This is a genomic window from Halorubrum sp. CGM4_25_10-8A, from assembly GCF_005435025.1.
GTDB lineage: Archaea > Halobacteriota > Halobacteria > Halobacteriales > Haloferacaceae > Halorubrum > Halorubrum ezzemoulense.
This window is the reverse complement of record NZ_SGTX01000028.1, coordinates 1-24525: the sequence shown is the minus strand read 5'-3', so window position 1 is coordinate 24525 and position 24525 is coordinate 1. Positions and strand designations below refer to the sequence as shown.

21 protein-coding genes and 2 pseudogenes are annotated in these 24525 nt (G+C 60.3%); 11 read left to right on the top strand and 12 right to left on the bottom strand.

Annotated features, from left to right (window positions below):
• Window positions 1–349 precede the first annotated feature (349 nt).
• Both EXE52_RS18890 and EXE52_RS17085 read right to left on the bottom strand, forming a co-directional pair.
• Window positions 350–631, bottom strand: a pseudogene (locus tag EXE52_RS18890) (transposase); the annotation flags it as partial.
• Between the two features lie 10 nt (window positions 632–641).
• Window positions 642–1037: a metalloregulator ArsR/SmtB family transcription factor gene (locus EXE52_RS17085; RefSeq protein ID WP_094583148.1), complete on the bottom strand. Its 396-nt coding sequence runs from the start codon at window positions 1035–1037 to the stop codon at window positions 642–644.
• Between the two features lie 182 nt (window positions 1038–1219).
• Between EXE52_RS17085 and EXE52_RS17080 the strand changes: the two genes are divergently transcribed.
• From EXE52_RS17080 to hcsS, 5 genes are all read left to right on the top strand, one after another.
• On the top strand, window positions 1220–1639 hold the full coding sequence (locus EXE52_RS17080; RefSeq protein WP_137703938.1) for a cupin domain-containing protein: 420 nt from the start codon (window positions 1220–1222) through the stop codon (window positions 1637–1639).
• A 176-nt stretch (window positions 1640–1815) separates the two neighbouring features.
• Complete coding sequence (gene arsD / locus EXE52_RS17075; protein WP_094519407.1) at window positions 1816–2145, top strand: arsenite efflux transporter metallochaperone ArsD; 330 nt, start codon at window positions 1816–1818, stop codon at window positions 2143–2145.
• A gap of 3 nt (window positions 2146–2148) precedes the next feature.
• Window positions 2149–4089: an arsenical pump-driving ATPase gene (gene arsA, locus EXE52_RS17070; RefSeq protein ID WP_137703937.1), complete on the top strand. Its 1941-nt coding sequence runs from the start codon at window positions 2149–2151 to the stop codon at window positions 4087–4089.
• Window positions 4086–4502 carry a halo-CC-star protein HcsL gene (gene hcsL, locus EXE52_RS17065; protein WP_137703936.1) on the top strand — a complete coding sequence of 139 codons (417 nt, stop codon included), beginning with the start codon at window positions 4086–4088 and terminating at the stop codon, window positions 4500–4502. Before arsA ends, hcsL begins: the two co-directional genes overlap by 4 nt.
• Window positions 4493–4717: a halo-CC-star protein HcsS gene (gene hcsS, locus EXE52_RS17060; RefSeq protein WP_137690912.1), complete on the top strand. Its 225-nt coding sequence runs from the start codon at window positions 4493–4495 to the stop codon at window positions 4715–4717. Before hcsL ends, hcsS begins: the two co-directional genes overlap by 10 nt.
• A 44-nt stretch (window positions 4718–4761) precedes the next feature.
• Here hcsS and EXE52_RS17055 read toward each other — a convergent pair whose 3' ends face one another.
• A complete protein-coding gene (locus EXE52_RS17055; RefSeq protein WP_394347645.1) occupies window positions 4762–5184 on the bottom strand; it encodes a low molecular weight phosphatase family protein in 423 nt (140 codons plus the stop codon).
• A gap of 189 nt (window positions 5185–5373) precedes the next feature.
• Between EXE52_RS17055 and EXE52_RS17050 the strand changes: the two are divergent.
• Window positions 5374–5808 (top strand): annotated as a pseudogene (locus EXE52_RS17050) (low molecular weight phosphatase family protein).
• 718 nt (window positions 5809–6526) lie between these two features.
• On the opposite strand, the gene EXE52_RS17040 reads toward EXE52_RS17050, so the two are convergent.
• From EXE52_RS17040 to EXE52_RS17015, 6 genes are all read right to left on the bottom strand, one after another.
• Window positions 6527–6835: an amphi-Trp domain-containing protein gene (locus EXE52_RS17040; RefSeq protein WP_094583136.1), complete on the bottom strand. Its 309-nt coding sequence runs from the start codon at window positions 6833–6835 to the stop codon at window positions 6527–6529.
• Between the two features lie 656 nt (window positions 6836–7491).
• Window positions 7492–9009 (bottom strand): ABC transporter ATP-binding protein, encoded by a 1518-nt coding sequence (locus tag EXE52_RS17035; RefSeq protein WP_094583135.1) that lies wholly within the window; start codon window positions 9007–9009, stop codon window positions 7492–7494.
• The gene (locus EXE52_RS17030) at window positions 9006–10046 is read right to left on the bottom strand and encodes an ABC transporter ATP-binding protein (RefSeq protein WP_137703934.1); all 1041 of its coding nucleotides are present in this window, start codon (window positions 10044–10046) and stop codon (window positions 9006–9008) included. Before EXE52_RS17030 ends, EXE52_RS17035 begins: the two co-directional genes overlap by 4 nt.
• Window positions 10043–11476 (bottom strand): ABC transporter permease, encoded by a 1434-nt coding sequence (locus EXE52_RS17025; RefSeq protein WP_137703933.1) that lies wholly within the window; start codon window positions 11474–11476, stop codon window positions 10043–10045. Before EXE52_RS17025 ends, EXE52_RS17030 begins: the two co-directional genes overlap by 4 nt.
• Before the next feature lies 1 nt (window position 11477).
• Window positions 11478–12518 carry an ABC transporter permease gene (locus EXE52_RS17020; protein ID WP_137703932.1) on the bottom strand — a complete coding sequence of 347 codons (1041 nt, stop codon included), beginning with the start codon at window positions 12516–12518 and terminating at the stop codon, window positions 11478–11480.
• An 86-nt stretch (window positions 12519–12604) separates the two neighbouring features.
• Window positions 12605–14509 carry an ABC transporter substrate-binding protein gene (locus tag EXE52_RS17015; RefSeq protein ID WP_137703931.1) on the bottom strand — a complete coding sequence of 635 codons (1905 nt, stop codon included), beginning with the start codon at window positions 14507–14509 and terminating at the stop codon, window positions 12605–12607.
• Window positions 14510–14655: 146 nt separating this feature from the next.
• Between EXE52_RS17015 and EXE52_RS17010 the strand changes: the two genes are divergently transcribed.
• The 3 genes from EXE52_RS17010 (at window position 14656) to EXE52_RS16995 (ending at window position 17142) form a co-directional block, all read left to right on the top strand.
• Window positions 14656–15114 carry a hypothetical protein gene (locus EXE52_RS17010; protein ID WP_094583130.1) on the top strand — a complete coding sequence of 153 codons (459 nt, stop codon included), beginning with the start codon at window positions 14656–14658 and terminating at the stop codon, window positions 15112–15114.
• Window positions 15111–16046 carry a metallophosphoesterase gene (locus tag EXE52_RS17005; protein WP_137703930.1) on the top strand — a complete coding sequence of 312 codons (936 nt, stop codon included), beginning with the start codon at window positions 15111–15113 and terminating at the stop codon, window positions 16044–16046. Before EXE52_RS17010 ends, EXE52_RS17005 begins: the two co-directional genes overlap by 4 nt.
• A gap of 412 nt (window positions 16047–16458) precedes the next feature.
• Entirely contained in the window at window positions 16459–17142 is a 684-nt protein-coding gene (locus EXE52_RS16995; protein WP_137703928.1) for a metallophosphoesterase family protein, read from the top strand.
• Between the two features lie 88 nt (window positions 17143–17230).
• Here the strand turns inward: EXE52_RS16995 and ppk1 are convergent, their stop codons facing one another.
• The 3 genes from ppk1 to EXE52_RS16975 all read right to left on the bottom strand — a co-directional run bounded on the left by ppk1 (window position 17231) and on the right by EXE52_RS16975 (window position 21546).
• Window positions 17231–19612, bottom strand: coding sequence for a polyphosphate kinase 1 (gene ppk1, locus EXE52_RS16990; protein ID WP_137703927.1), 2382 nt, complete (start codon window positions 19610–19612; stop codon window positions 17231–17233).
• 673 nt (window positions 19613–20285) lie between these two features.
• Entirely contained in the window at window positions 20286–21158 is an 873-nt protein-coding gene (locus EXE52_RS16980; RefSeq protein ID WP_137703925.1) for a hypothetical protein, read from the bottom strand.
• A gap of 169 nt (window positions 21159–21327) precedes the next feature.
• Window positions 21328–21546, bottom strand: coding sequence for a hypothetical protein (locus EXE52_RS16975; RefSeq protein WP_137703924.1), 219 nt, complete (start codon window positions 21544–21546; stop codon window positions 21328–21330).
• A 359-nt stretch (window positions 21547–21905) separates the two neighbouring features.
• Between EXE52_RS16975 and EXE52_RS16970 the strand changes: the two genes are divergently transcribed.
• Together EXE52_RS16970 and EXE52_RS16965 are read left to right on the top strand one after the other, a co-directional pair.
• Window positions 21906–22964 (top strand): PAS domain-containing sensor histidine kinase, encoded by a 1059-nt coding sequence (locus EXE52_RS16970; protein WP_137703923.1) that lies wholly within the window; start codon window positions 21906–21908, stop codon window positions 22962–22964.
• Between the two features lie 416 nt (window positions 22965–23380).
• Window positions 23381–24388 (top strand): IS110 family transposase, encoded by a 1008-nt coding sequence (locus tag EXE52_RS16965; RefSeq protein ID WP_137703922.1) that lies wholly within the window; start codon window positions 23381–23383, stop codon window positions 24386–24388.
• Window positions 24389–24525: the final 137 nt, after the last annotated feature.

Here is a 24525-nt window from a genome sequence, read left to right as displayed (position 1 = left end):
TTACTCTGTCTTACTCGACTAAGACAAAGTAATATATTCGGGCGCTATGTGATTTTGTGAGAGCTTATCCGGTGGTATCGGGTGCGAGAGCCATTCTTAGCGGCATAGATCCAATAGTATATTGTATGTCGCTATATGAATATCTCGCCGCTTTCAAACCCACAGTTTCGGAGGATAGGCTAGTTTTGGATCGAATAGCCATCAAGTCGTGGTGATTCTCAGCGTTCAGGGATCGATTTTGAATCCTTACTCTCGAACTACCGGACGAGCGTACGAAATTGCGTGGATTTTGGCGCTGCTGAATACGGTTGTCACTCTTGAGCGGCGGACCCAGCGAGAGCTCAGCCGATTAGTCGTGCGGGATCAACGCCGAGGCAACGAGCTCAACACACTCACCCGCAGTAATCACAGGTGCGTAGTCCATCTCGCCGTCGATATCCGCTTTCAGCAGGAAGTCGGTCAGCCGCCAGATATTGTACAAGAGGACCGCGAACACGAAGTAGAATAGGCGAACACGGTAATCTTTCGAGGAGGTCTTCGCGAGAAAATCACCTTTGTTCGATTTGTACTCACTCTCGATCTGCCACCGGCGACTGTAGCGCTGACAGAACGTCTCAGCTTCCTCTGAGCCGGGACCCTTCTTACAGCGACCTCGACCCGTCGAGCGCGACGAGGACGGCGTTCGCGCGCGGCGTGGCGCGATACATCCGCCACTTCCCTTCTTTCCGGCGCGTGACGAGGCCGGCGTCAGTGAGCTGCGAGAGGGCGTGGCTGATCGCGCTGTCGCTCACGTCTAAGAGTGGCGAGAGTTCGCAGACGCACAGCTCCTCGTCGTCAGCAGCGTGGAGCATCCGGACGATCTTGTATCGCGTCTCGTTGCCGAGCGCCGACAGCAGCTCAATATCGGTCGCCAGGTCGGATCCACCGACGCTCTCGTTCAGTTCTTCTAGCTCCGCTAACCGGTCGGCGAGGTCTTCATCCGTACAGGAGCCACACTCGTCGGCGACGTACCGCTGTAAACGCTCGGTAGATGACATACAAACAATTGAACCAAGCCGGGATTAAACGTTGCGGAGCGCCGTCTCAACTGATAGCTGGACAGCGAAAACAATATAGTAATCTCTCAAATATTGTCTCGTGTGAAAGAGACGAGACTTGTGGCGGGTGTCTGCCGATCGACAACGACCATCCCGGCAGGCTCGAGCAATGATACGACCGAATGCGCCGCTACAGGGTGTTCGCCGTGACCGGTTCCTACAAACGGGTCAATTACACCGACATCGAGACCACCTCGGGCGCGATGCGGCCGCTTACCGACTCGCTCGATAGCGAGCAGGTCGGCGTGTCAATCGCGCGCTGTGAACCCGGATGGCGGAATAAGTCGCATGACCACGCCGCGGAGGATCACGAGGAGATATACGTCCTCTTAGAGGGTGAAGCTACCGTCGTTATCGACGACGAATCCCCCGAAATCGAAGCTGGCGACGCGGTTTGGATTCCGCCGACTGCGACGCGGCAGATCCAGAACGGTGATGTCGAAAGTGCGCTCGTCCCCGTGAGTGCCCCGGCGTCGAAGTGTCGAACCACGACGTGTGTCGACGACCCAGGATCGTGGGCCACCAACGGATTTATCGGGTGATCGGGGGGTCTCGGCCGTTCAAGATGGAATGACTGTGCGACCGATGTGGAGATATCCGACCGAAGAGCTTATAATTGTATGAGAGTTTGTTCAAATGAATCGGCCACAGAGAGGACAAACAAACGTGTCCTGCTGTGAACGATACATCAGACGTACGACCGCGATCCGACTCAATCATGACCGAACTCACCCTGTACGAAGAAGCGATGTGTTGCTCCACCGGCGTCTGCGGTCCCGACCCCGACGACGAACTTGTTGAGGTCAGCGCGGCGCTTGACCAGCTCGAAGACGCGTTCGACGAGCTCGAAGTCAACCGGGCGAACATGCAGCACAACATCGATCAGTTCCTCGAAACGCAGCGGATCTACGACCGCGTTCAGGAGGACGGACCGTCGATTCTCCCCATCACGGTCGTCGACGACGAGATCGTCGCCGAGGGCGAGTACCTCTCGTACGACGAACTGACCGCGGCCATCGACGGCAACGCCGCGCCACAGGAGGCCTAATAAATGGCACAATCACAGTCGACAGCGACGAGCGCGCGTGAGGTCGTCGAACCAAATAGCGACGAAACCGAGTTCGTTTTCTTCAGCGGGAAGGGCGGCGTCGGCAAGAGCACGGTGAGCTGTGCGACCGCGACGTGGCTCGCCGACAACGACTACGAGACGCTGCTGGTGACCACCGACCCTGCCCCGAATCTCTCGGACATCTTCGGGCAGTCGATCGGCCACGAGGTCACCGCGATCGACGGGATCGAGAACCTCTCGGCGATCGAGATCGACCCGGACACCGCCGCCGAGGAGTACCGCCAGGAGACGATCGAGCCGATGCGCGAACTGCTCGGTGAAGAGGAGATCCAGACGGTCGAAGAGCAACTCAACAGCCCCTGCGTCGAGGAGATCGCCGCCTTCGACAACTTCGTCGACTTCATGGACAGCCCGGAGTACGACGTCGTGGTCTTCGACACGGCGCCAACGGGCCACACCATCCGGCTGATGAAGCTCCCCTCCGACTGGAACGCCGAACTCGAGAAGGGCGGCTCGACCTGTATCGGGCCGGCGGCCTCGATGGAGGACAAAAAACAGGATTATGAGCGCGCGATCGACACGCTCCAGGACGACGAGCGCACTTCCTTCGCCTTCGTCGGCAAGCCGGAGGACTCCTCGATCGACGAGATCGAACGCAGCGCGAGCGACCTCGGCGACCTCGGGATCGAGTCGCAGCTGTTGATCCTCAACGGCTACCTCCCAGAGTCGGTGTGCGAGGACCCCTTCTTCGAGGGGAAACGCGCGGACGAGCAGGCCGTTATCGAGCGCGCCCGAGAGGAGTTCGACGCGGACGCGACGGCGACGTACCCGCTCCAGCCCGGCGAGATAGCCGGGCTCGACCTGCTCGCTGACGTGGGCGGTGTCCTCTACGACGGCACGGAGGCGACCGTCGACGTCGGGACCGCGACCGACGTGGACGCTGACGGTGCGGTCGAGTTCGATTCGATGGCGGACGCCGACGCGGTTGTCGACCAGCTCACGCCGGGCGAGGAGACGCAGTACCTCTTTTTCACCGGGAAGGGTGGCGTCGGCAAGAGCACGGTCGCCTCGACGGCAGCGACAAAACTCGCTGAGGCGGGCCACGAGACGCTTGTCGTCACGACTGACCCGGCTGCGCACTTAGAGGACATCTTCGGCGAGCCCGTGGGCCACGAGCCCACCTCGGTCGGCCAGGAGAATCTCGACGCGGCGCGGATCGACCAAGAGAAAGCGCTTGCGGAGTACCGCGAGCAGGTCCTCGACCACGTCACCGAGATGTACGAGGACAAAGAGGACACGCAGATCGACGTCGACGCCGCGATCGCGAACGTCGAAGAGGAACTGGAATCGCCGTGTGCCGAGGAGATGGCCGCGCTCGAAAAGTTCGTGAGCTACTTCGACGAGGACGGCTACGACGTGGTCGTCTTCGACACGGCGCCGACAGGCCACACCCTTCGCTTGCTCGAACTTCCCTCCGACTGGAAGGGGTTCATGGACCTCGGCTCGCTGACGAAGGGGGCTGCCCCCGCCAAAGGCGACCAGTACGACGAGGTCATCGAGACGATGAAAGACCCCGAACGGAGCACGTTCGCGTTCGTGATGTACCCCGAGTACACGCCTATGATGGAAGCCTACCGGGCCGCCGCCGACCTCAAAGATCAGGTCGGCATCGAGACCTCGCTGGTCGTCGCCAACTACCTCCTCCCCGAGGAGTACGGCGACAACGCCTTCTTCGCGAATCGGCGCGCTCAGCAGGCGCAGTATCTCGACGAGATCCGTGACCGGTTCGACGCGCCGTTGATGTTGGCGCCGCTCCGGCAGGACGAACCGATCGGGCTCGACGAACTCAGCGCCTTCGGTGAGGAGATTACCGGACTCGCAGACGTTGTCGGAGCGGACGCACCGGAGGTGACGCCCTCGTGAGCGACGCACAGGACGTGGAAGGTGCGGCCGAGGACAGCGTGGGCGTACCCGATGAGGAAGACGTAGAAGCCAACGTCGAGGCGGCCCTCCACGAGTTCCTCGACACGCTCGGCGAGTCTGAGACGTATCAGCAGTTCGTCGCGGCCGAAGAGGCGTTACAGGATGATGACGACGCGATGGCGCTGCTCCGCGAGTACCAGCAGAAGCAACAGCAGATGCAACGCGGCGGCTTCGACGAATCGGTGATGGCCGAGCTGAAGCAGCTCCAGACCGAGATGTCGAACAACGAGACGATCCAGCGTCAGCAGGCCGCACAGGCCGATTTGATAGAACTGCTTCAGCGGACGAACGACACCATCAGCGACGAGATCGGCGAGGGGTTCGCGCGATCCACCGGAGGTGGGTGCTGTTGAGCGCTTCCGGTCAGGACGCCAGCGAGTCCGAAGTGACTGACGAAGCGGTCGTCGCGGCCGCCGAGGCGCTCGGCGAAGAGCTCGCGACGGCGAAAGAGTCCTCCTCGGAGTTCGCGTTTACCACGATGGTGATGCAGTGTAACGAGGCGATCGGCGACGAGACCGGTGTCGACTACGGGAGCGTCTGCGGCGCCGACGACGACGGCTGCTGTTAGCGGAGGTCGACAGGGGTCATTCCGGCTGACGACCCTGCCAATTGTCACTCCGCGGACGGCGTCTGCGACAGGAGTTCGTCGAACAGCGAGACGACACGTTCTTCGATCTCGTCACGAATCTCACGAACCTGCTCGATCGGGCGCTCGTGGGGATCGTCGAGCCCCCAATCGCGATTCTCACCGTTCCACGTCGCCGGGCACACGTCCGATGCGGAACACCCCATCGTGACGACGACATCGACCGCTTGTAGCTCGTCTGGCGTCACCTCTCGCGGCGTTCGGTCGCTGAGATCGATGTCTCGCTCTCTCATTGCTTCGACGACGATCTCGTGGACGTGGTCTGCGGGCTGTGTGCCACCGGTAACGATCGTAAGCTGATCGCCCACACCGCGACGGTCGCGCTCGCGCTCAGCGAACGCCGCCGCCATTTGGCTCCGTCCTGCGTTTTGGACGCACACGAACGCGATCTGGTGGCCCGTCCGCTCATCGGATTCAGTCACACCTCCACAAGCGAGTGGGATCGGTATAGCTGTTACTTCAGGCACAGCGGCTCTTGATAGGCTATCTGAGAAGTACTCTCAGACCCGTGTTGAGCTATTGAGACGTATATACATCACATATAAGTGCTCAAGTCGACGGCATCGATTCTGCTGTTTGTGAGTGATGAGTTGCCGGTTACTCTAGGATTCGTTTGTGTACAAAATGCTGGTCGCAGTCAGATGGCAACAGCGTTCGCCGAACGCGAGCGTGACCGTCGTGGACTCGAAGACAGTGTTGAGATCATTACCGGTGGGACTCACCCCGCCGATAGCGTCCACGACGAGGTCGTGGCGGTCATGTAAGACCACGAGATCGATCTCTCGGATCGAGTCCCTCGAGAAGTCTCAACGACTGAGCTCGAATCATGTGACGTCGTCGCCACAATGGGCTGTTCGACACTCGAACTCGATGCTGAAGAGATAGATGTTCGCGACTGGGCGCTAACAGATCCTGACGGCCAAGATCTCGATCATGTCCGTGAGATCCGAAACGATATCGAACAGCGGGTTACAGACTTGTTCGACGAAGTTCACGCGAACGGTTCGCAGTGAAACAAGCGCCTGCTGGAGCGGTACTCGAATGACGGACTGTTATTGATTTAGCGAGGTTTTAATCAAGCTTTTGGCGGGAAAAAAGGACGCATGAGATCTATCCTCTGAAGTTATGACGGTTGCGACGAAGTCGCGACGACGTGAGCGGGCTCCCCGGCCCGGCGATCCGCTGGAGAAACTCTATCAGCACGGCGCCGTGGATCAGCGCGTCGACAGCGATCTCGACCGCCGTGTACGGGAGCGTGTCGCGGAACGGCCCAAAGAGCTGGAACGCAAAAGCCCGCGAGAGGCGCAACCGAAAACGCGCTCAAGGCTGTCGTCGAAACCAGATTCATTTTAGCCTGAAATGGGTGCGGGCGGTACGGAAAGCGCCCATATTCCCGGATGGGTCGGCCGCGAGCGACGCGGAGGACGGGAGCGGTGAGCGGGGTGTATCGTAACAAAGAACCTGTTCAACCGGGCTCGATACTCAGTCACACAGCCGACATTCTGAATGACTCAGAAAGGGTGAGGCCATCTTGGTCGTCCCCCGTCCCCGTGAGCACCACAGGCACGAGGAGCGCAGCGGTGGTCGTGGGATACCGAGCGGCCGAGGGCTTTCGGATGTCGTCATCGGCGCTGGCTGTTCGGCGTCGGCACCCGGAGGCCAGTTACGGAGAATTCAAGGCGAATGCCTCGTGCTTTAGCGCGACGAGGATGTCAATCACGAGAGAGCCAATCACTCAACGGACGGTGCCGTCTCGTCGGTCCGTCCAGGGATTTCGACCTCTATTTCCAGCTCTTGTTCGCCGTAGCCTTCGTACTCGACTTCAAGCTCAACCGGTTCACCGAAACTAAATGGGAGCTTCCACTCGTCACCGGTTATGGTTAGTTCATCGCTCTCCTGGAGCTGCTCACCGATTTTAACTAAGAAACGCCCCGCCTCAGCGGCGGACAGACGGTACTCCTGTTCGAAGTCCCGACCCTCTCTGATGAGGGTCAGGTCGCTCTCTGTCTCGTCTTGAGCGTCAGCGTCGGACTGCGTCATCACGTATTATTTTAGGCGGGCCTAAATAAATAGCGTGGAACCGTCACTATACAGCGAGTAGTAAGGATACCGGGAGGGCTTCTTGGGGCAGCTCATTGCGCTACGCTCTCTCAAGCGCAACCGCTCGTCTCGGATTCCCCTTTGAACCCCGTCCGTGTTCAGCGCTCCCTCCCGACCGCTGGCGCAGACGTTCGAAAGAGGTGCTACCGACACAGGAGGAGTCCAAACGTGTCTAACGCCGAGGATCAACGATACCGAAGCGAAACGGTCGTGTTAACTGAAGCATCGGTCCAAGCCTGAACAGAGCGTTCGTTGCCGCGGTCGGCACACCATCCGGGACAGCGACGCTCGTCGTCCACATCCACCCACCGCGGACGTAGTTATACGTCTCGTCGATGGAATCAACTACCCGCCGGCGCCCCACCCAAGGAGCTACTTTAGATTGTCTTCCTCTTTGCCGACAACGGCGGCATTAGGGTTGGCTTCTTGGGTCGCTTCGATGACCTCGCGTTGGGTCCTGCGGTCAGCTCACGTGACGGTATCCGTCTTGTTCGGTTTCGTCTTGACGGCGATATCCGCGCGGAACAGGGAACGGACGACCACGGCGCCGACACGGGCCGCTCGGGCGACAGCGGCATCCGGGTTGGACCGCCCGGTCATTCGTCCTCCCGAGCCGCGATGACCTCTGCGGCACTCTCGTACTTAGGTTCGTGACGGAGACACGCGCTTGTTCGTCCCGGCCCCTCATCGTAGCCGCTGGGGTGTTCCTCGTCGCAGCGCGAGCCGAATGCCTCGCGTAGTCGTTGGGCGGCTGCCGCGTCGTCACCGGCTCGCGCGTGTTCGAGTGCCTCTTCGATGACAGACTGAGCCGCGGGCGACAGATCGTGCTCCGCGAGGAGTTCTTCGACGGTCTCGGTCAAACTCTCTCGCGCGGCGTCGAGACCGACGAGGCTCTTGAGTGCCGCCGTCGCTGAGCGCTCGGAGCGTGCGCGGGTCCGGAAAAAGACGCGCAGTTCGTCCAACGCACGCCACGTCCGTTCCGGGAACTCCCACTCGTCGGGTCTGATTTTGGCGGGACAGCGCGTCGCAAAGGGACAGCCAGCAGGTGGGTCCCGCGGGCTCGGAGGCGTTCCACGCAGAGTGACGCGCCCACCCTCCCATGGCGAGCCGCTTCCGGGGATAGCCGAAAGTAGCGAGACGGTGTAGGGGTGTGCGGGATTTTCGTACACCTCACGGGTTGGCCCCAGCTCCACGATGTTACCCAGATACATTACGGCGACCCGGTCCGCGATGTGGCGCACGACGCTGAGGTCGTGAGCAATAAAGAGGTAGGTCAGCCCAAGCTCGTCCTGAAGATCCTCTAGCAGGTTGATGATGCGCGCCTGTACGGACACGTCGAGCGCGCTCACGGGCTCGTCAAGCACCAGGAAGTCCGGCTCCAGCGCGAGCGCCCGAGCGATGCCAATGCGCTGGCGCTGCCCGCCCGAGAACTGGTGCGGGTAACGGTAGAAGTGGTCCTCCGTTAGCCCGACTTGCTCAAGGAGTTCGAAGGCGCGCTCACGGCGTAGCTCCGATTTGTGCCGCTTGACGGCGACCGAGACGGTCGTCGTCCCGTCGCGGCTCACGCTGAGGTTCAGGTCCTCAGCCGTGAGCGGGAGTCCCTCACGCACATTGACCTTGGTGCCGTCGCTGCGGAGCCGGACGGTGATGTCAGCGGCCCGGTCGGGGCGGCACGGCGTCACGTCGCTCCCCTTCACCTCCGCATCGACGTCCTCTACTGCGACCCGGAGGAACGGCCAGTCGTGGGTCTTCAGGGGCTCTTTGATGATTTCGCCAACGGTCATCCGCTCGTTCAGGCTCTCCTGCGGATCCTGAAACACCATCCCGACGCGGCGTTGCCAGCGCCGTCGTTCGCGCCCGCTTAGCTCGGTTACGTCTGTCCCCGCCGCGGTGACGGTTCCGTCGGTGGCGTTGTTCAGCCCCAGAATCGTCCGCCCGAGCGTCGTCTTCCCACAGCCCGATTCGCCGACGAGCCCGATAGTCTCGCCCTCGTGGATGTCGAGAGAGACGCCATCAACCGCCTTTACGGGTGGCGACGACCAGATGAATCCATCCTCTTCGTAGTATGTTTTCAGTTCCTCGACGGAGATCACGGGGGGTTCGTCGGTCGTCACGCCGAATCACCCCCGCTAACGGCTTCGCTGCCGTCGAAGACGGTCCGTTCGGCCGCCTCTTCGCTTCCGTCCTCGTGGAGCAGGCAGGCAGCGGAGCGTTCGGCTCCAACGTCGACGTGCTCGGGGGGAGTTTCGTGGCACTCAGCAAAGGCGTATGGGCAGCGCGGCGCGAACCGACAGTCTTCGGCCTGGCCGGTCGGCGTCGGGACCTCCCCCTCGATGGTCGGGAGCCGATCCGCGGCGTTCGTCCGGCCAGGAATGCTCCGTAACAGCGCCTCCGTGTATGGATGGGCCGGCTCCGAAAACAACATCCCAGTTGGGGCGCGCTCGACGATTTCGCCCGCATAAATAACATTTACCCGGTCGGTAGCGTCTTCGATGACGCCCATGTCGTGGGTGATGAAGAGGATGGCGAGGTCCTCCTCGCGCTGGAGGTCGGCGAGCAGGTCGAGAATCTGGGCCTGAATGGTGACATCCAGCGCCGTCGTCGGCTCGTCACAGACCAGCAGGTCGGGGTCACACGCCAGCGCCATCGCGATGACGGCGCGCTGTTGCATTCCTCCCGAGAGCTGATGGGGGTACTCCTCGACGCGGCGGCGCGGGTCAGGAATCCCCACGTCCTCCAAGAGTCCGACCGCCCTTTCCGTCGCTTCGTTCCCACGGATGCCCTGATGAATGCGTAAGGCCTCCTTGATTTGATTGCCGACGGTGTAAACGGGGTTCAGCGAATTGGAGGGGTCCTGAAAGACGATAGCGATGTCTCCCCGGTGGCGCTCCCAGTTGTCGTCAGTGAGATCATCGCCGCGGAAACCGATCTTGCCTCCCTCGATGCTGCCGGGCGAGTCCACGAGCCCGAGTATCGAGCGGGCAGTCACCGACTTGCCCGAACCGCTCTCACCGACGAGCCCGACCGTCTCACCCTCGTGGATGTCGAAGGAGACGCCGTCGACGGCATGTATCTCCTCGCGCTCGGTGTGGAAGACGACCTCTAAGTCGCGGACGGCAAGGAGCGGCTCCTCGTCTGGGCCGACACTCATGCCCCACCACCCCGCCCAGCCGCGCCGTCCTCAGTCGTGGCGTCGCTCTGTGGGTCAATGGCGTCGCGGACGCCGTCGCCCAGCGCGTTGAATCCGGTGACGACCAGCGTGATGAGAAGGCCGGGAATCAGGGAGATATGCCACGACCCAGTCGCGACGTAGTCCTGCCCGAGGTTGATGGCACGCCCCCACTCTGGCGTCGGGGGCGCGATGCCCAACCCCAGATAGGAGAGCCCTGCGATGGAGATTATCGCACCCCCCAACGTCATCGACCCGTAAATGAGCAGGTAGCCGGTGATGTAGGGGAGCATGTGTTTGCGCATGATGGTCAGCGGTCGCTGGCCGAAGCTCTGGGCGGCGTCGATCCACTGGCGCTCGGCAACCTGTAACGCCGGCCCCCGCAGAGAGCGCCACATGTAGGTCCATCCCGTTCCGGCGAAAATGAGCGCCAACACGAAGCCGCCGCTGTATATTTCGGCTAACCACGTCCCACTAAGAACCGTCGTGAGCATGATTAGAAGCAGTAGCTGTGGCATCGCCATCACCGAGTCGGAGGCAAGCACTAACCCCAAGTCAGTACGGCCCTTGTAGTAAGCCGCGACCAGCGCCAGCGACGCCGCGATACCCGCACTCAATCCGACGGAGAGGAGCCCGATGACCAAGGAAAGTCGCGAACCGGAGACGATGAACGTGAAGAGGTCCTGTCCCGAAGGGAGCGTCCCGAAGGGATGGAACCGTCCGAAGTCGTCGTACTCCATCGGGAGCACTCGCTCGGGGTTGTCGCCCCGCGACTGGGAGGCGAGATTCGCTTCCCCGACGAGCGTCGTCTGTACCGCTTCGGCGTCACTATCCCAGTACGTTATCTCGTTGGAGTAGGAGTTGCGCATGTTCTCGTCAACAGTGGTCGGCCCGAGCACCGGCGCGAAAACAGCCATTACAACGAACATGAACACGACCACCAGCCCGAAGATACCCCACTTATGCCCGCGGAATCGGTCAACCATGTCGTCGCGAGGGGTCCAGTCCGCCGTACGATACTCGCGGCGGTAGAGGCGGTAACCGAGAATTCCCCAGCCGGCGAACGCGAAGGCGTAGAGGTAGACCAACGCGGCTCGAATCCCCCACGCGAGACTGGGACGCAGCCCGAGAAACGTACCGACCCAGCGGCTCCCGTTCCAGTAGCCGTCGTTGGGGATCACGTCTCGGGAAAGCAGCGTCGGGATCTGCTCCACCGCGGCCTCAACGGCAGTAATAAACGCGGCCCCCGGCAGCGGTGTTACCGCGAGGAGGTCCCCGAAGACGCCAACGACAAAGCCGAAAAACGCCCCTGCTTGCGCCGCGAAGAGGACGGCCCCGATTGCGGCCCAGACGGCAGCAGGCGAGTTCGTCGGGAGTAGCGTTCCGGAAGTCGTTTCGTGTGCGCGAGCCATCTCAGCTACCCTCCAGCCCGACACGTGGGTCGATAAGCGTGTACAGCAGGTCTTGGATGAGGTTGATGCCGACTATCATGAGTATGAACACGTACATAAGCGTCCCCACGAGCGGGAGATCGCCCTGAATCGCCGCTTGGTAGAACAGGTTGCCGATGCCGTTGATGCCGAAGACCGTCTCCACTAACACCGACCCGCCGATGAGCAGGAACGCCTCGCTGGTGATGATCGGCACGAGGGGAACGAGCGCGTTACGCAGGATGTGTTTCCAGACGAGCGCGCGCTTCGAGACGCCCTTCGCCTTCGCGAGGTCGATGTAATCCTCGTTTCTGACTTCCAGCACCGCCGTCCGCCCGATGCGCATTTCGTTGCCCATCGAGGCCGAGCCGAGGACGACGGCTGCCGGGAGGACTTTCTTCGTTGCCGCGAGGAAACCGTCGACGGTGTCGAGCCGGGAGAGGTCCGGACTTCCGCTGATGGAGTCCAGGTTCGGCCCGATCGTCTGCCAGTCGAGGTTTAGCGCGAAGAAGTCGCCCGCGGCGAAGGTGTACGCGCTCCCGAGCACCGTCAGCAGCATGATGGCGAGCCAGAAGTTCGGCATGGCGCGCCAGACGATACCGCCCATTGAGGCGACGTAGTCCGAGGCTGTATTCGAGCGCATCCCCGCGTAGAAGCCGAGGGGGACGCCGACGAACACCGCGATGAGCACGGACCAGAAGCCCAACCAGAGGGTTCGGGGCAGGAAATCAAGGATGAGCGCGTTCACGTTTGACCCTTGGTAAAGAAGCCAGGTCTGGCCGAGATCGAAGACGGCGAGATTTGACATCCAGTCGAGATAGTGTTGTAGGGGGGGTTGGTTCAGCCCCAACTGGATCTGGGCGGCTTCGTAGGCGGCAGGGTTCCGGGTTTGGCCCTCGCTAAGCAGCCGGGATGCCGGGTCCACGGGGCCCATAAAGATGATGAACCACGTCATGGAGGCCCCGAGCCACACCACGGGAACACTCATAAGCAGGCGTTTGCCGAGATATTTGAGCTTGTTCACGGTTTCGTCTCGTCGGAGTAGGGGTTCTGTCGCGGGTACATTATCAATAAACGGGTGGTCGCTGGGTGACCCAATGAGGTGGCGTCTTACTGGTCGGCGAGTTGGACTCCGTCGAACGCTTGGTTTTCCATGACGCCGTACATCTCCACGTCAACGTGGTCATGCCAGAAGCGCTGGCTGGTGACATGAGCGAAGGGGAGCTCCTGCATCGAGAGCCAGTTGATCTCTTCAACGGTCTGGAACGCCTCGTTTTGGCTCTCTTCGGTGGCGTCGTCCGCAGCGTAGTTGCTGTCCCAGGCTTCACGAGCCTGCTGGCGAAGCGCGTCGTCGTGGTAACTTCCTTCGGCGCCCCAGCGGGTGAACTGGTTGCTCGGGTTGAGTCCATGGAGGAACCGGAGGAAGTTCTGTGGGCCAGGGTACTCCATACCGTCGCCGAGGCCGAACACTTCCATGTCGCCGGAGATAGCGCGGCTGATGATGGTCCCGAACTCAGCCTCCTCGATCTCCATGTCGATGTACGCAGAGTTAAGCTTCGATTGAAGGCGGCTGAACACCGACTGGTAGGCGCTGTTCCCCGAAATGGTAGTGCCCGTGATTGAGAAGCGGTTGTTTTCGCCGTAGTCGGCCTCTTCCATCACTCGGCGGGCGCTTTCCAAGTCTGTTTCGCCGTATCCGTAGGGGTAGCCGTCGGACGCAGCCTCCAGATTGGACTGGTAGCCGGACTCAGCGTGGCGATTATACGTCTCCGTCGAACTGACGCCGTCCTCGAAAGTCGGGTATGGCGCGGGCGGCGTGATGTGGTAGCCGGCGAACGCGTTGCCCTTGTAGACGTTGTTAACGATGTCCTCCTGGTTCATTGCGTAGGCGAACGCCTTCCGCACCGCGATGGGGACTTCGAGCGTGTTGAAGACGAGATACTCCGTCGACAGCGAGGGAATCTCGCCGTAGTTGACCGTCATCCCGTCGTCGAACTCGTAGGTCCCGACCGAGCGGTTACCCTCAGTCGACTCGATAGAGACGTTGCTCGGGTTGAACGAGGCCGTCGGCATCCCTTCGAGGATGTCTGCGTTCTCGTTACGGAACCGACTCAACCGGGTATTCCCGCTCCCGACGACGGTGTAGGTGATAGCGTCAAGGTCGGGGCTGCCGCCGTAGAAGTCGTCAAACGCCGTGAGCTGGATCTGGTTCCCCTTCGTCCACGAGTCGACTTGGAAGGGGCCTGCGCCGGCGAAGGTCGGGCCGCCGTTGGCTGTCGAAAAGAACTCGTTGTACTCGTACTCGCCCTCATACCCCTCGATGTCACCGACGGCGTTCTCGGGGAGCACGGCGAACGTACCGCCCGCGATCTGGAACAGCGTGTACTGGAAGGGCGAGCGCAGCGTGAACTCGAAAGTCGTCTCGTCGACGGCCTCGACCGCAAGCGACCCTGGAACGTAGTCGGCGAGTGTCGTCTCGTCTTCGGGTTCCGCCCGGGAAGCCTCCTTCTCGTGGTCGATAGTCATCGTCTGCCCGATGATGTCGTCTTTATTTCGAGAATTCTCGGAGCCAGCCAGCCGTCGGTAGGAGTAGACGAAGTCCTCAGCTGTGACCGAGTCGCCGTTGTGGAACACGGCGCCATCCCGGAGCTGGAAGGTGTAGGTCAGGCCGTCGTCGGACATCGAGTAGTCCTCGGCCAACGCCCCTTCTGGTGGGTACATTCCGTTCGGGAAGTGCATCAACGGCTTGTTGTACTGGTTGTATCCCGCTCCAGAACCCTTCGCGCTGATAGGATCGAGGGTCTGGATGGATCCGGTGGCCATCATTTGGAGGGTGCCACCTGATCCGAACTCCGCCTCTTCCCCGTCGCCGCTTGAGTTACCGCTACTGGTCTCGGTGTTGCTGGACTCACCGTCGGTGCTCGGTTCACTATCTCCAGAACAGCCCGCGAGCGCCGTTACCGCACCTGCGCCTGCCGCCGTGAGAAACCCCCGCCGTGTCCCATTTTGAACCATCAAATGGGTGTATCACTTATGGCATAATTACTGCTGCTATTTCCAATAAGTGCCGGGTTAGGGTGTAAAGTATTAATATATAGTTCCAAATAGAGACACATATATGAAATACAAACTCATTTACCGCCTCTCGGGAACCGCCACTCATGACCGAGAGTGGGTGGGCGAAAACGCTCGCGTCGGCAACAGAGATGGAAACAGAGCTGCGCGACGACGGCTGGGAGGTCATCACCGTACGCGCGGGGCACGTCGCACCCGAACCGCCCGCACACGGCGACACCGACCGCTTCGGGCTGGTCTACCTCGCACAGGGCGAAGACGCCGACAACTTCACCAACGCCGTCGAGCGCGCCGCCTTCGACGGCTACGAGGTTTTCAACCGCCGCAAGGGAGAGGACCTCTTTGTCCTCACGCGGCTGACCGACGCGGAGCGCGACCTCGCGGTTCTCCTGGTCGGTGCCGTGAACCTCGCTCACGCCGGCAATCTCGCCGCGGCTGCCCGCAAGCGCGGGGTAATGTACTCCCATGTTCAGCTGCTCGACGGCACCCACCTCAGTAGCTTCCGCCACGATGATCCCAGCGACTTCCTCCCGGAGGACGTATGAGCGACGAGTCCGCCGGCCCGCTGATGGCCCGTCTCGACGCGCCGGCCGCCGAACACACCCGCTTTGCCGTCGTCGCCGACCCGCACGTTGGCGTCCGTGCAACGGGGACCTCCAAACTCTTTGAACACACCCGCGAACACTTCGAGAACGCACTCGCGGACATCGCCACCCGCAACGTCGATGCGGTGCTCTCGCCGGGCGACCTGACCAAGGATGGCGAGCCGTGGAACTACGACGCCGTCGATGAGACACTCGCGGGACTCGACGTTCCCTTCTATGCTGTCCCGGGCAACCACGACGTACCCAAGAAGCGCGACGAACACGACTCCCCCGATGCCTCGTGGTTTGCCAAAAAATACGGTCCGGGAGAGCTCCCTTATCACGTCGAACTCGGTGGACTAGACCTCATTGGACTGAACAGCTCCGGGACGAGTGAGCGCCTCTATGAGTCCCACGACGGCCAGGTGACGGCGGAGTCGCTGGAGTGGCTGGCCGAAACGCTCGACACGGCGGAGAACCCCCTCATCCTGGTCCATCACAACTTCCCGCCGGTGAGCGACCAGATCGAGGCCCACCGCGAAATCGAACCGGAGATGGGCCTCCCTCCGGTGATGCGCGATCCCGAACCGTTTGCCGACGTGCTCGCCGCGGGCGGCGCCGAACTGGTGTTCACAGGTCACTACCACCTGCCCGCCACCGGCGAGTATCGTGGCGTTCGGGAGCTCGCGGCGCCGACGACCTGTTCGTTCCCCCAGTCCTACCTCCTCTGCGAGACGTCGCCTGAGGGCACGACCGTCCGGCTCGTTCCCGTGACGGACGAGACGGGGCTCGAACTCGGCCACGCGGAGCGTTCGCAAGACTCGGTCACGTCGGGCGGGCTGACCGCAATCGCGGCGGCGCGCCTCGCGAGCTTCCCCCTCGTGTACGAGTAGCTACCCCTCCGATTCCGACGGGTCCGTGTCGCTGAGGTCCGCCCCGACCAGCGGCTCGCTCGCGCGCCGCAGGTGGTGGTGGAACATCGCGGCCGAAATGTAGCGATTCTCAACGACGCGATGTGGCTGGTTTCAGCGATGACGCTGAGCGAATCCGCTGACGAAGCGGATCGTCAAGTATCGTCGGTACCGACAACACAGGAATCCGAGTGTCAAACCTGTGGACTGGCGACCGGCCTCCGGTTCAAAATACAATAGAACGATCGAGAAAGGGTCAGTCGACTCGGACACTTCGCCATCAAGAACTACATAGCAGTATAGTCCACTAATACAAACTGATTAATTCGGGAGTGTAATACTTTCAATTGAGTCTAATCCTCAGACGAACTGTTTCGACTCTGGACCCACCCACATGAACACGAAACCACAGTTCGGTGACGGCGTTGAAGCACAACATGAACGGTTCGAAACCGACAGCTACGGGGAGATCTACATTGTCGGAGACGTCCACGGCAGCCGAGTAATTCTCGAGCGGCTCCTCATGAAGCTCGAGTTAGAGGACGACGATCTTGTCGTCTTCGTCGGTGACCTCGTGCGGAAAGGGCCGGACAGTCCCGGTGTTATCGATCTTGTCCGTGGGGATCCGCGTCTCGTCAGCGTCCGCGGAAACAACGAGCAGAAGATCGTGCGCGGTGACAAGCACCCGGACTGGCTCCGCGAGGGCGACCGCGAGTACTTCGAATCGCTTCCGGTTGCCATCTCGTTCGATGACGTGCTCGTCGTCCACGGTGGTATTGACCCCCAACGGTCGCTTTCAGACCACACCGTTGAGGAACTGTTGACGATGCGTTCCCCGCATGGTGATGGGTACGACGGACCGTTTTGGTATGACGACTACGACGGACCCTACCGCGTCTTCTTCGGTCATACCGTTCATGACCACCCGGTGGAGCGAGAACACGCCGTCGGCCTCGATACCGGCTGCGTCTACGGTGGAACGCTCACCGCGTACGACTACCGGAACGACGAATTCCTCACCGTAGAGGCGAAGACGCATCAAGAACGCGCCAACTCGAAAATTGTCGATCCGGCCTGAGTGACTCCATTCAGACCTCCCTCCCGATACGCGAAAAGCTGTTGGCGGTGAATAAGCGACACCGTGCTAAACGCCACTCTGAGCTGAATTACTCGTACTCAGTCTGAAGACGATCCCGTGCTCCCTCTCGCGTTTTGAAGTATCGTCGGTCGCCCGCCGCCGTCCGAACAGCCCAGTCGTACGTCTCGCTATCAGGACGGTACCAACGATCAGAGTACGCGTCGAACACAGACACGTCTCCCCCATCCGAGTGGGTCTGTTCTTCATCGGCATCGAGACCGGTTTCGTCCGACCCCTCGGATCGAGCGTCCGTCTCGCTCTCTGTGACCTCCTCAACGAGAAGCGCTTCCTCGATCAGATCCGTATCGACGATCATTCCCGGACCGTAGCCGTGGTCGAGTGCTGCTTCCGTCGCTGTCATCAATATCTCTTGGATGTCTCGAACCGGGTCGTCGTCGGAAGAGACCGCTTCGTAGGTTCCGTCGCTTTGCATCACCCATCGACGGCGGTTATCTGTTAGTGACGCCTCCAAAATGAATCGGAGCTGTTCGCGCAGTTGCGTGTCTTCGACCGGCGTGACCGCTTCTACTCGATAATCGAGATTCCGGGTCATCCAATCGGCGGAGCCGATGTACCACTCGGGACTGCCTCCGTTCTCGAAGTAAAATATCCGAGCGTGTTCGAGGAATCGGCCGACGATCGAGTGGACGGTGATATTCTCGCTTAGTCCTTCAATACCGGGACGAAGCCGGCAGATATCTCGAACGATCAAATCGATTTCGACACCAGCCATCGAAGCGCGATAAAGTTCCTCGACCATCGACGGGTCTTCAAGCCCGTTTATTTTGACCACAATCCGTGCCCGCTGACCAGCACGAGCATGCTCGGCCTCTCGTCTGACCATCTCCGTGAGCCGCTCACGCATCGTAACGGGTGCGATCAAGAGCTTCCGGAAACGGTCGTCGAGCGTCGGTCCGGTAAAGAAGTTGAACACCTTCGTGAGATCGAACCCAATGTCTCGATCAGCGGTCAACAACCCCAAGTCGGAGTACCCTTTCGCGGTTCCTGAATGGTAGTTTCCGGTGCCGATGTGTGAGTAGAGCTGAACGCCATCGTCCTCTCGGCGCACGACGAGCGCCGTTTTGGTGTGCGTCTTCAACCCTACAGTCCCGTACGCGACGTGGATGCCCTCCTCTTCGAGTTGCCGAACCCATTCGAGGTTGTTCTTCTCGTCGAACCGAGCCTTCAGTTCGACCATCACCGCGACCTGCTTGCCGTTGTCGGCGGCATTGATGAGGCTCTGAATGACTTTCGAGTCGCTCGCCGTTCGGTAGATGGCCGCCTTCACGGCGAGCACGTCGGGATCAGTCGCAGCCGCGTTAAGGAACCGCTGAACCGTCCCCTCGAATGAGTGATACGGGTGGTGCGCGAGAATGTCCCCGTGTTTAATTTCGTCAAAGATACTCTTCGTCTCGTCTCTAGTATCACTCGCCAGTGAGCCTAATCGGGGATGAGGCTTTGGTGACCACGCCGGCGGCTTGAGATCGGGGCGATCGAGATCGATGAGTTCGAAGAAGTCCTCGAAGTCGATCGGTCCCTCACGGTGGAACACTTCTCGGTCGTCGACCCCGAGCTGATCTTTGAGAATCGCCAGCGACTCGTCGGGCATATCAGCGTCAACCTCTAGCCGGACTACCGTCGCGAAGCGTCGCTGTTCGATGACCTCCTCAACCATATCGACGAGGTCTTCGGCGACCTCTTCGTTCCGCCGCACCTCGGCGTTTCGCGTCACCTTGAATTTCGATACGTCACGGATGTCGAGATCGGGGAGCAACAGGTCGAGGTTACGTTCGATGAGGTCTTCGATGAGAACGTACCTGTCAACCTCGCCAGAAACGCTGATGAGGCGGGGTTGATTCGGCGGAATCTTGATCCGGGTGAATGTCGGCTCGTCACCCCCGTTCGACGAGAGCACAGCGAGCGAAAGCGAGAGGTTAGAAATGAACGGGAACGGGTGAGCGGGATCGAATGCGAGCGGCGTCAGTGTTGGCAGAATAGACTCCTCGAAGTGCGTCCGTAGCTGTTCTTGATTTCCTTCGGGTAACTCGTCAGGGGTACAGATCTCGATCCCTTCGTCGGCGAGCGTCGGTTTGAGAACAGACTGCCAGTATTCCGACTGTTGCGCAAAGAGCGGGCGTGCGGTGTCGAGTACTTCTACCCACTGCTCTTTTGGTGTCCGTCCATCGGGCGTCGTCTTCGTCACACCGGCGTCGATCTGCTGTTTGAGTCCGCCGACGCGCTTCATGAAGAACTCGTCGGTGTTTTTCGTGAAGAACGCGAGAAATCGGAGCCGTTCGAGCGGCGGATTCCGATCGTCCATTCCCTCTCGAAGAACTCGCTCCTGAAACGCCAGTTCGGAGAGTTCTCTGTTGAGGTAGTACTCTGGGTCTGTGAGGTCTCTGTCGGTCACAGAATCACCCGCAAGGAGAACGTGGATACCGTGACGCGGCTCCTGTATCTGTCAAACTGAAATATTCCTATCATTTTTGAGTCAGCGGAAACGACACCTTACAAATGAGAGAGTAGCACTCATTTTTCGGGTTCACCTGACTGGGATCGGTTATCTTTCGACATCGGACTAGCGGGATGAGGTCTCGACTGACGGTTCGGGTGCTGACAGAGACCCTTCGCCACCGGACAGGGCACCATCGGGAAGCCATGTGTCGTCGCGTTCCATCCACTCTCCGATCGGAAGTCGCTGAGTAGTCTCTGAGGGGATGACAATTTCAGTAGCGTTAGAAATGATCCCGTACTTTCGAATCGCCATTTTGGGCTCGTTGAGATCGTGCCTACCTAGGTGTGGCTTCACGCGAGCGTACAGATCCTGTTTCGAATACTCGCTTCGTCGCCCTTTGAGTGCGCGAACGGCGTTACAAACTGGACAGCTAAGGACCATAGCCGATTCCATGACTTACAGATGCTACGCTAACTACAAGAAGCCCGATTAATAGTTGTATATACTAATATATAATATTTGAAACCGTCCGTATCGAGGCTAAGCTCACGGATAACAACCTCCCCCGCCGAGCGAAGTCGGTAGACTGAGCGAAGTAAGGTGGAGTTGTTGACCACGGTTGCTCCGGTCAGTGGGGGCTCTTCGCCGACGCGTCAGCAATCGTCTGAAACTGCGTCGGGTCTCGGAGGAACTCCTCACCCGTGTCGGTGATCGCCGACTGGTCGATGTATTCGACGCCGTCGCCGTACACCGCTAGCACGGGCTCGTCTTTGAACTCACCAATCGGGCGAGACGTGGTGCACTCTATTGCGACGTACGTCCCTCCCGGGAGGGTGGGCGCGTCCGCGTACACCGCCGGGAGGTCGTCCCTGTGAACGCCGACCAGCATGTGACCGGGAAGGATCACCATCGCGGTCCGGTAGCCGATCGCCGGCTGCGAAAGCATCCCGACAAGCAGATACGTGAGGTCCTCGCAGTCACCGCAGCCATCGACAAGCGTCTCCTCGACGGTTCGGATATAGTCCGGCGCTCCCATCGATTCCGCATCCGTCGCGTATTCGAGCGAGTGTACAAGTCCGATCGCTCCGTCGAGAAGGACCGACTTAGGGAGCGACCGTCGAGCACTCTCGCCCATCGCGCTCGCGTTGACGAGCGTCTCCGTGAGTCGCTTGGCATGAGGGCTCGCCTTCGCCGCTTCGAAGCCACTCAGATATTCGTGCGTCTCGTCGGCCGCTTCTCTGTACGCGGACCGTTCGATCGGAAACTCCAGGCGCCACTCACGCCCGGACCAGTCCGTCCACTCGTACGTCATGGCGTAGCCGTCCGCGGTCCGTTCCCGAGCGACCGAATCTTTCCCGTCGATGGGTGTCGGCCGCGTCGGCTCGCTCGCAGAAAGAGACAGCGCCACAGACCACAGACCGGACAGTTCGAGGACCGAGGAAGCGACGACCCCGAGCGCGACTCGGTCCAGCGTTTTGTTGAGGAGTTCCCGTCGTTTCATGCCCACCGACGGATCACCTCGGATTCGTCCGTCACCGGTAGAGGCGTCCGAATCGGTGGCGGGCGAAACATCCGAGTCCGCGTCGATCGGGGCTTCTGATTCGACGGGGACCGGCAGCGTCGGGCTTCGCGACCGTCTCGCCCGCCGCAGTCGCGGTACATCCGAGGGGTTATCGGAAGCATTCGGGCTTGACGACGGAGTCGACATCCACCGTCACCCACGTCGACAGCCGCTCGTCATCGGTCGCCTCAGTTGGGAACACCGTGACCCGATCGGGACCCGACGACCGCCTGTCGACTTGGTGTACCAGACCGGTGAACGCGGGACTCACCGATTTCCGCCCGGTCGTCTCGTCGTTCTTCGACCTCCGGTTGGTATCTGTTGTCATCTGTTACTCGTTCGAGTTATTCGGCAGCCTGTGCTTGAACCCTTATAATAGGCGAACGGACGCGTCAGAAGCCGACCAGTGGGATATATACTCGTCGTGACCAGTCCGTCATGCCCCTTCTCGCTCAACGAAGACGAGTCCACTCCTACATTTAGATTGTAGTTTTTCAGATTGAGATAATCAGACTATCGCGTGGGCCCGGACGGGACTCCGGAGATGGGCGATCATGTCATAGTCGGCTTGATACAAATTCGACTCTCTCTTGATCAGAGAACGCCCGTTCGGCCGCTGATTTCGTACGGAGCGATATATATCACTCATAGCAACGAAAACCGTGCCTCGGTGAAATCCCCAGGTGTATGTCCTCGCCCGAATGCGCGACGCTATCCCCGGTACTTGATACGCTCCACACCGGTGTGGCGATCTATGACGCCGCCTCCGGGGCTGTTATCGACGCAAACGCGCGAATGGAGGAAATCCTCGGTTACAGTTCGGACCAACTGCGTGAGCTCTCCGTGGCCGAATACACGGCAAACACGCACCCACACACCGAATCTGAGTTCCACAATCGACTCTCTAGGGCCGCCAACGGAAGCCCGCAGCAGTTCGTGTGGCGAGCCAAACGAGCGGACGGCGAACTCATCTGGATTCAGGTGTTTACTTCTCGACAGCGTCCGACGGCGGACCGCTGTGTCCACGTCGAGGTACGGGACATTACGCGTCACTACGACACCCACCATCGAGCAGAGCTGTTCTGGCGGGTCCTTCGGCACAACCTCCGGAACGAGGCCGCGATTATCATCGGATGTGCGGAGCAGGTGATGAACGGCTCTGAGAGCGAACCGCCCAAAGAAGTGGTCTCAACCATTCTTTCCAGAGGAGAGAAGCTCGGGAACATCGCCACGTCAGTGAAACAAATCGAACACGCGGTGACCGACTCGCAGACGAGCGTCGCCCGGGTTTCCGCCGCGGGCGCCGTGCGGGACATCGCGAATCGGATAGGCGCCGAACACCCCGACGCGGACATCCGAGTCAGCGAACGGAAACGGATGTGGATAGACGTCAACGATGCGTTCGAGTACGCGCTCGCACACGCCGTTGAGAACGCGATTGTCCACAGCAACGACGAGGCGCCGGCAGTCGAGATAACGGTCGGCCCGTCGCCCAACACCGGTCGCGCGGAAATCCGCATCGAGGACACGAATCCGCCGATCCCACCCGAGGAGATCGCCGCGCTGTTTTCGCCGACCGTCACTACGAGCACGTCCCATGGCTCCGGGATCGGCCTGTTCGTGATGAAGTGGTGCGTCGAATCGCTCGGCGGAGAGGTGTTGTTCGAATCGCGGAATTCCGGGGGAAACGCCGTCTGCTTGCTCCTGCCGCCTAAGCAACTCCCGGATTCGATGACGACCGATTGAGTTCGCTGTTCGCGACGCCGCGTACGTCTCAATGGGAGTTACCCTCCATCAGTCAGCATGAATCGGTCTCCAATTCGCTCCATTCAATATCGATCTGAGCTCTGTCGGCAGCGACATGTCCAGAGGCGAAACGGGAGGGTTCACGAAGACAATCGAGGCGACCGCACCTGTGAGTCACCTTGATAATCGCAAGCGGCTCTGATGGGATGAAAGCCTGCTAAGTCCCCAGCGTGCGTGAAGAGGCACTGGGGTGGTCAAAGGCCGATGATTCAACAGCGTCATAGAACGCGTGGCTCTGATTGGCCTACCTGCCAAGGACGCACTATCATGGGAGGCCGCCCGGATGCCGTCAGCATCCGGGCGGCGAGCCCGAATAGGTGTGGCTCCCTTCACGCACTTCCCACTCCAGGGGAACCATGTACTACCTCGGAATCGACCTTCATAAAGATGAGTCGCACGTCGCTGTTTTGGACGACGATGCCGAGGTCGTCGAAGAGATTCGCGTCGCAAACGCGAATCTCGACGACGTTGCCGAAGAATACGCTGGAGCCAAAGCGGCGCTCGAAGCAACTAGCAACTACTACACGGTCTACGACACCCTCGACGAACACCTCGACGTGGTTGTCGCAGATCCCACACAAACCAAGGCGATCGGCTATGCTGAGGTGAAAAATGACCGGCTCGACGCGAAGTTGCTCGCGCAACTTCGCCGAGCCGGCATGATCGCTGAGAGTTACGTTCCGTCCGAAGAGCTCCGTGAGCGCCGCGCACTTGTGCGCGGCCGGAAGAGACTCGTCGAAAAGCGCACCGACTTCAAAAACGAAGTCCATGCCCTACTCGACAAACACGGGATCACCTACGACTGGGATCCGTTCAGCGTGAACGGGCGAGACATCCTCGCCGGCGAGGATGTCTCGCTCGGTGTCGTCGGCGATCAGTTGATGGAGTCGTTCCTCTCCATCATCGACGAGTTAACCGCTCAAATCGAGGAACTCGAATCGTTGATCGAGGAAACCGCTGCGTCTCTTGAGGAGACGCAGCTGTTGATGACGATTCCGGGCGTGAGTTTCTATTCGTCGCTGCTAATCACCTCGGAGATCGGTGAGATCGACCGATTCGACGAGGCAAAGCAGGTGGTGAGTTACGCGGGATTGGATCCGGTCGTCCGCGAGTCAGGCGACTCGCGGACGGAAGGATCGATCTCGAAGCGCGGAAGTGGAGACTTACGCTGGATCCTCGTTCAGTGTGTTCAAACAGCAGTTCACCGGTGTAACGATCCGTATCTTGGGCGGTTTTACGCTCGATTGAAACAGCGGAAGAATCACCAGATAGCGATTGTCGCAACGGCGCGAAAACTGCTCGTGTCGATCTTCCATATGCTTGATCGCACGGAGGTGTACGATCCACCAGAGGTGAGTGCCTGAGGGCCGCCGATAGTGCCTAGTGAAAGTTATGAAGGTAGAGTCTGATGAGGAGGTATGTCTGGGGATCGCCGCAAAGAGATCGTCCGTCACCTCAGTGAGGACGATCTCGATCGACTCCTCGCGGAGTCTACGGATGA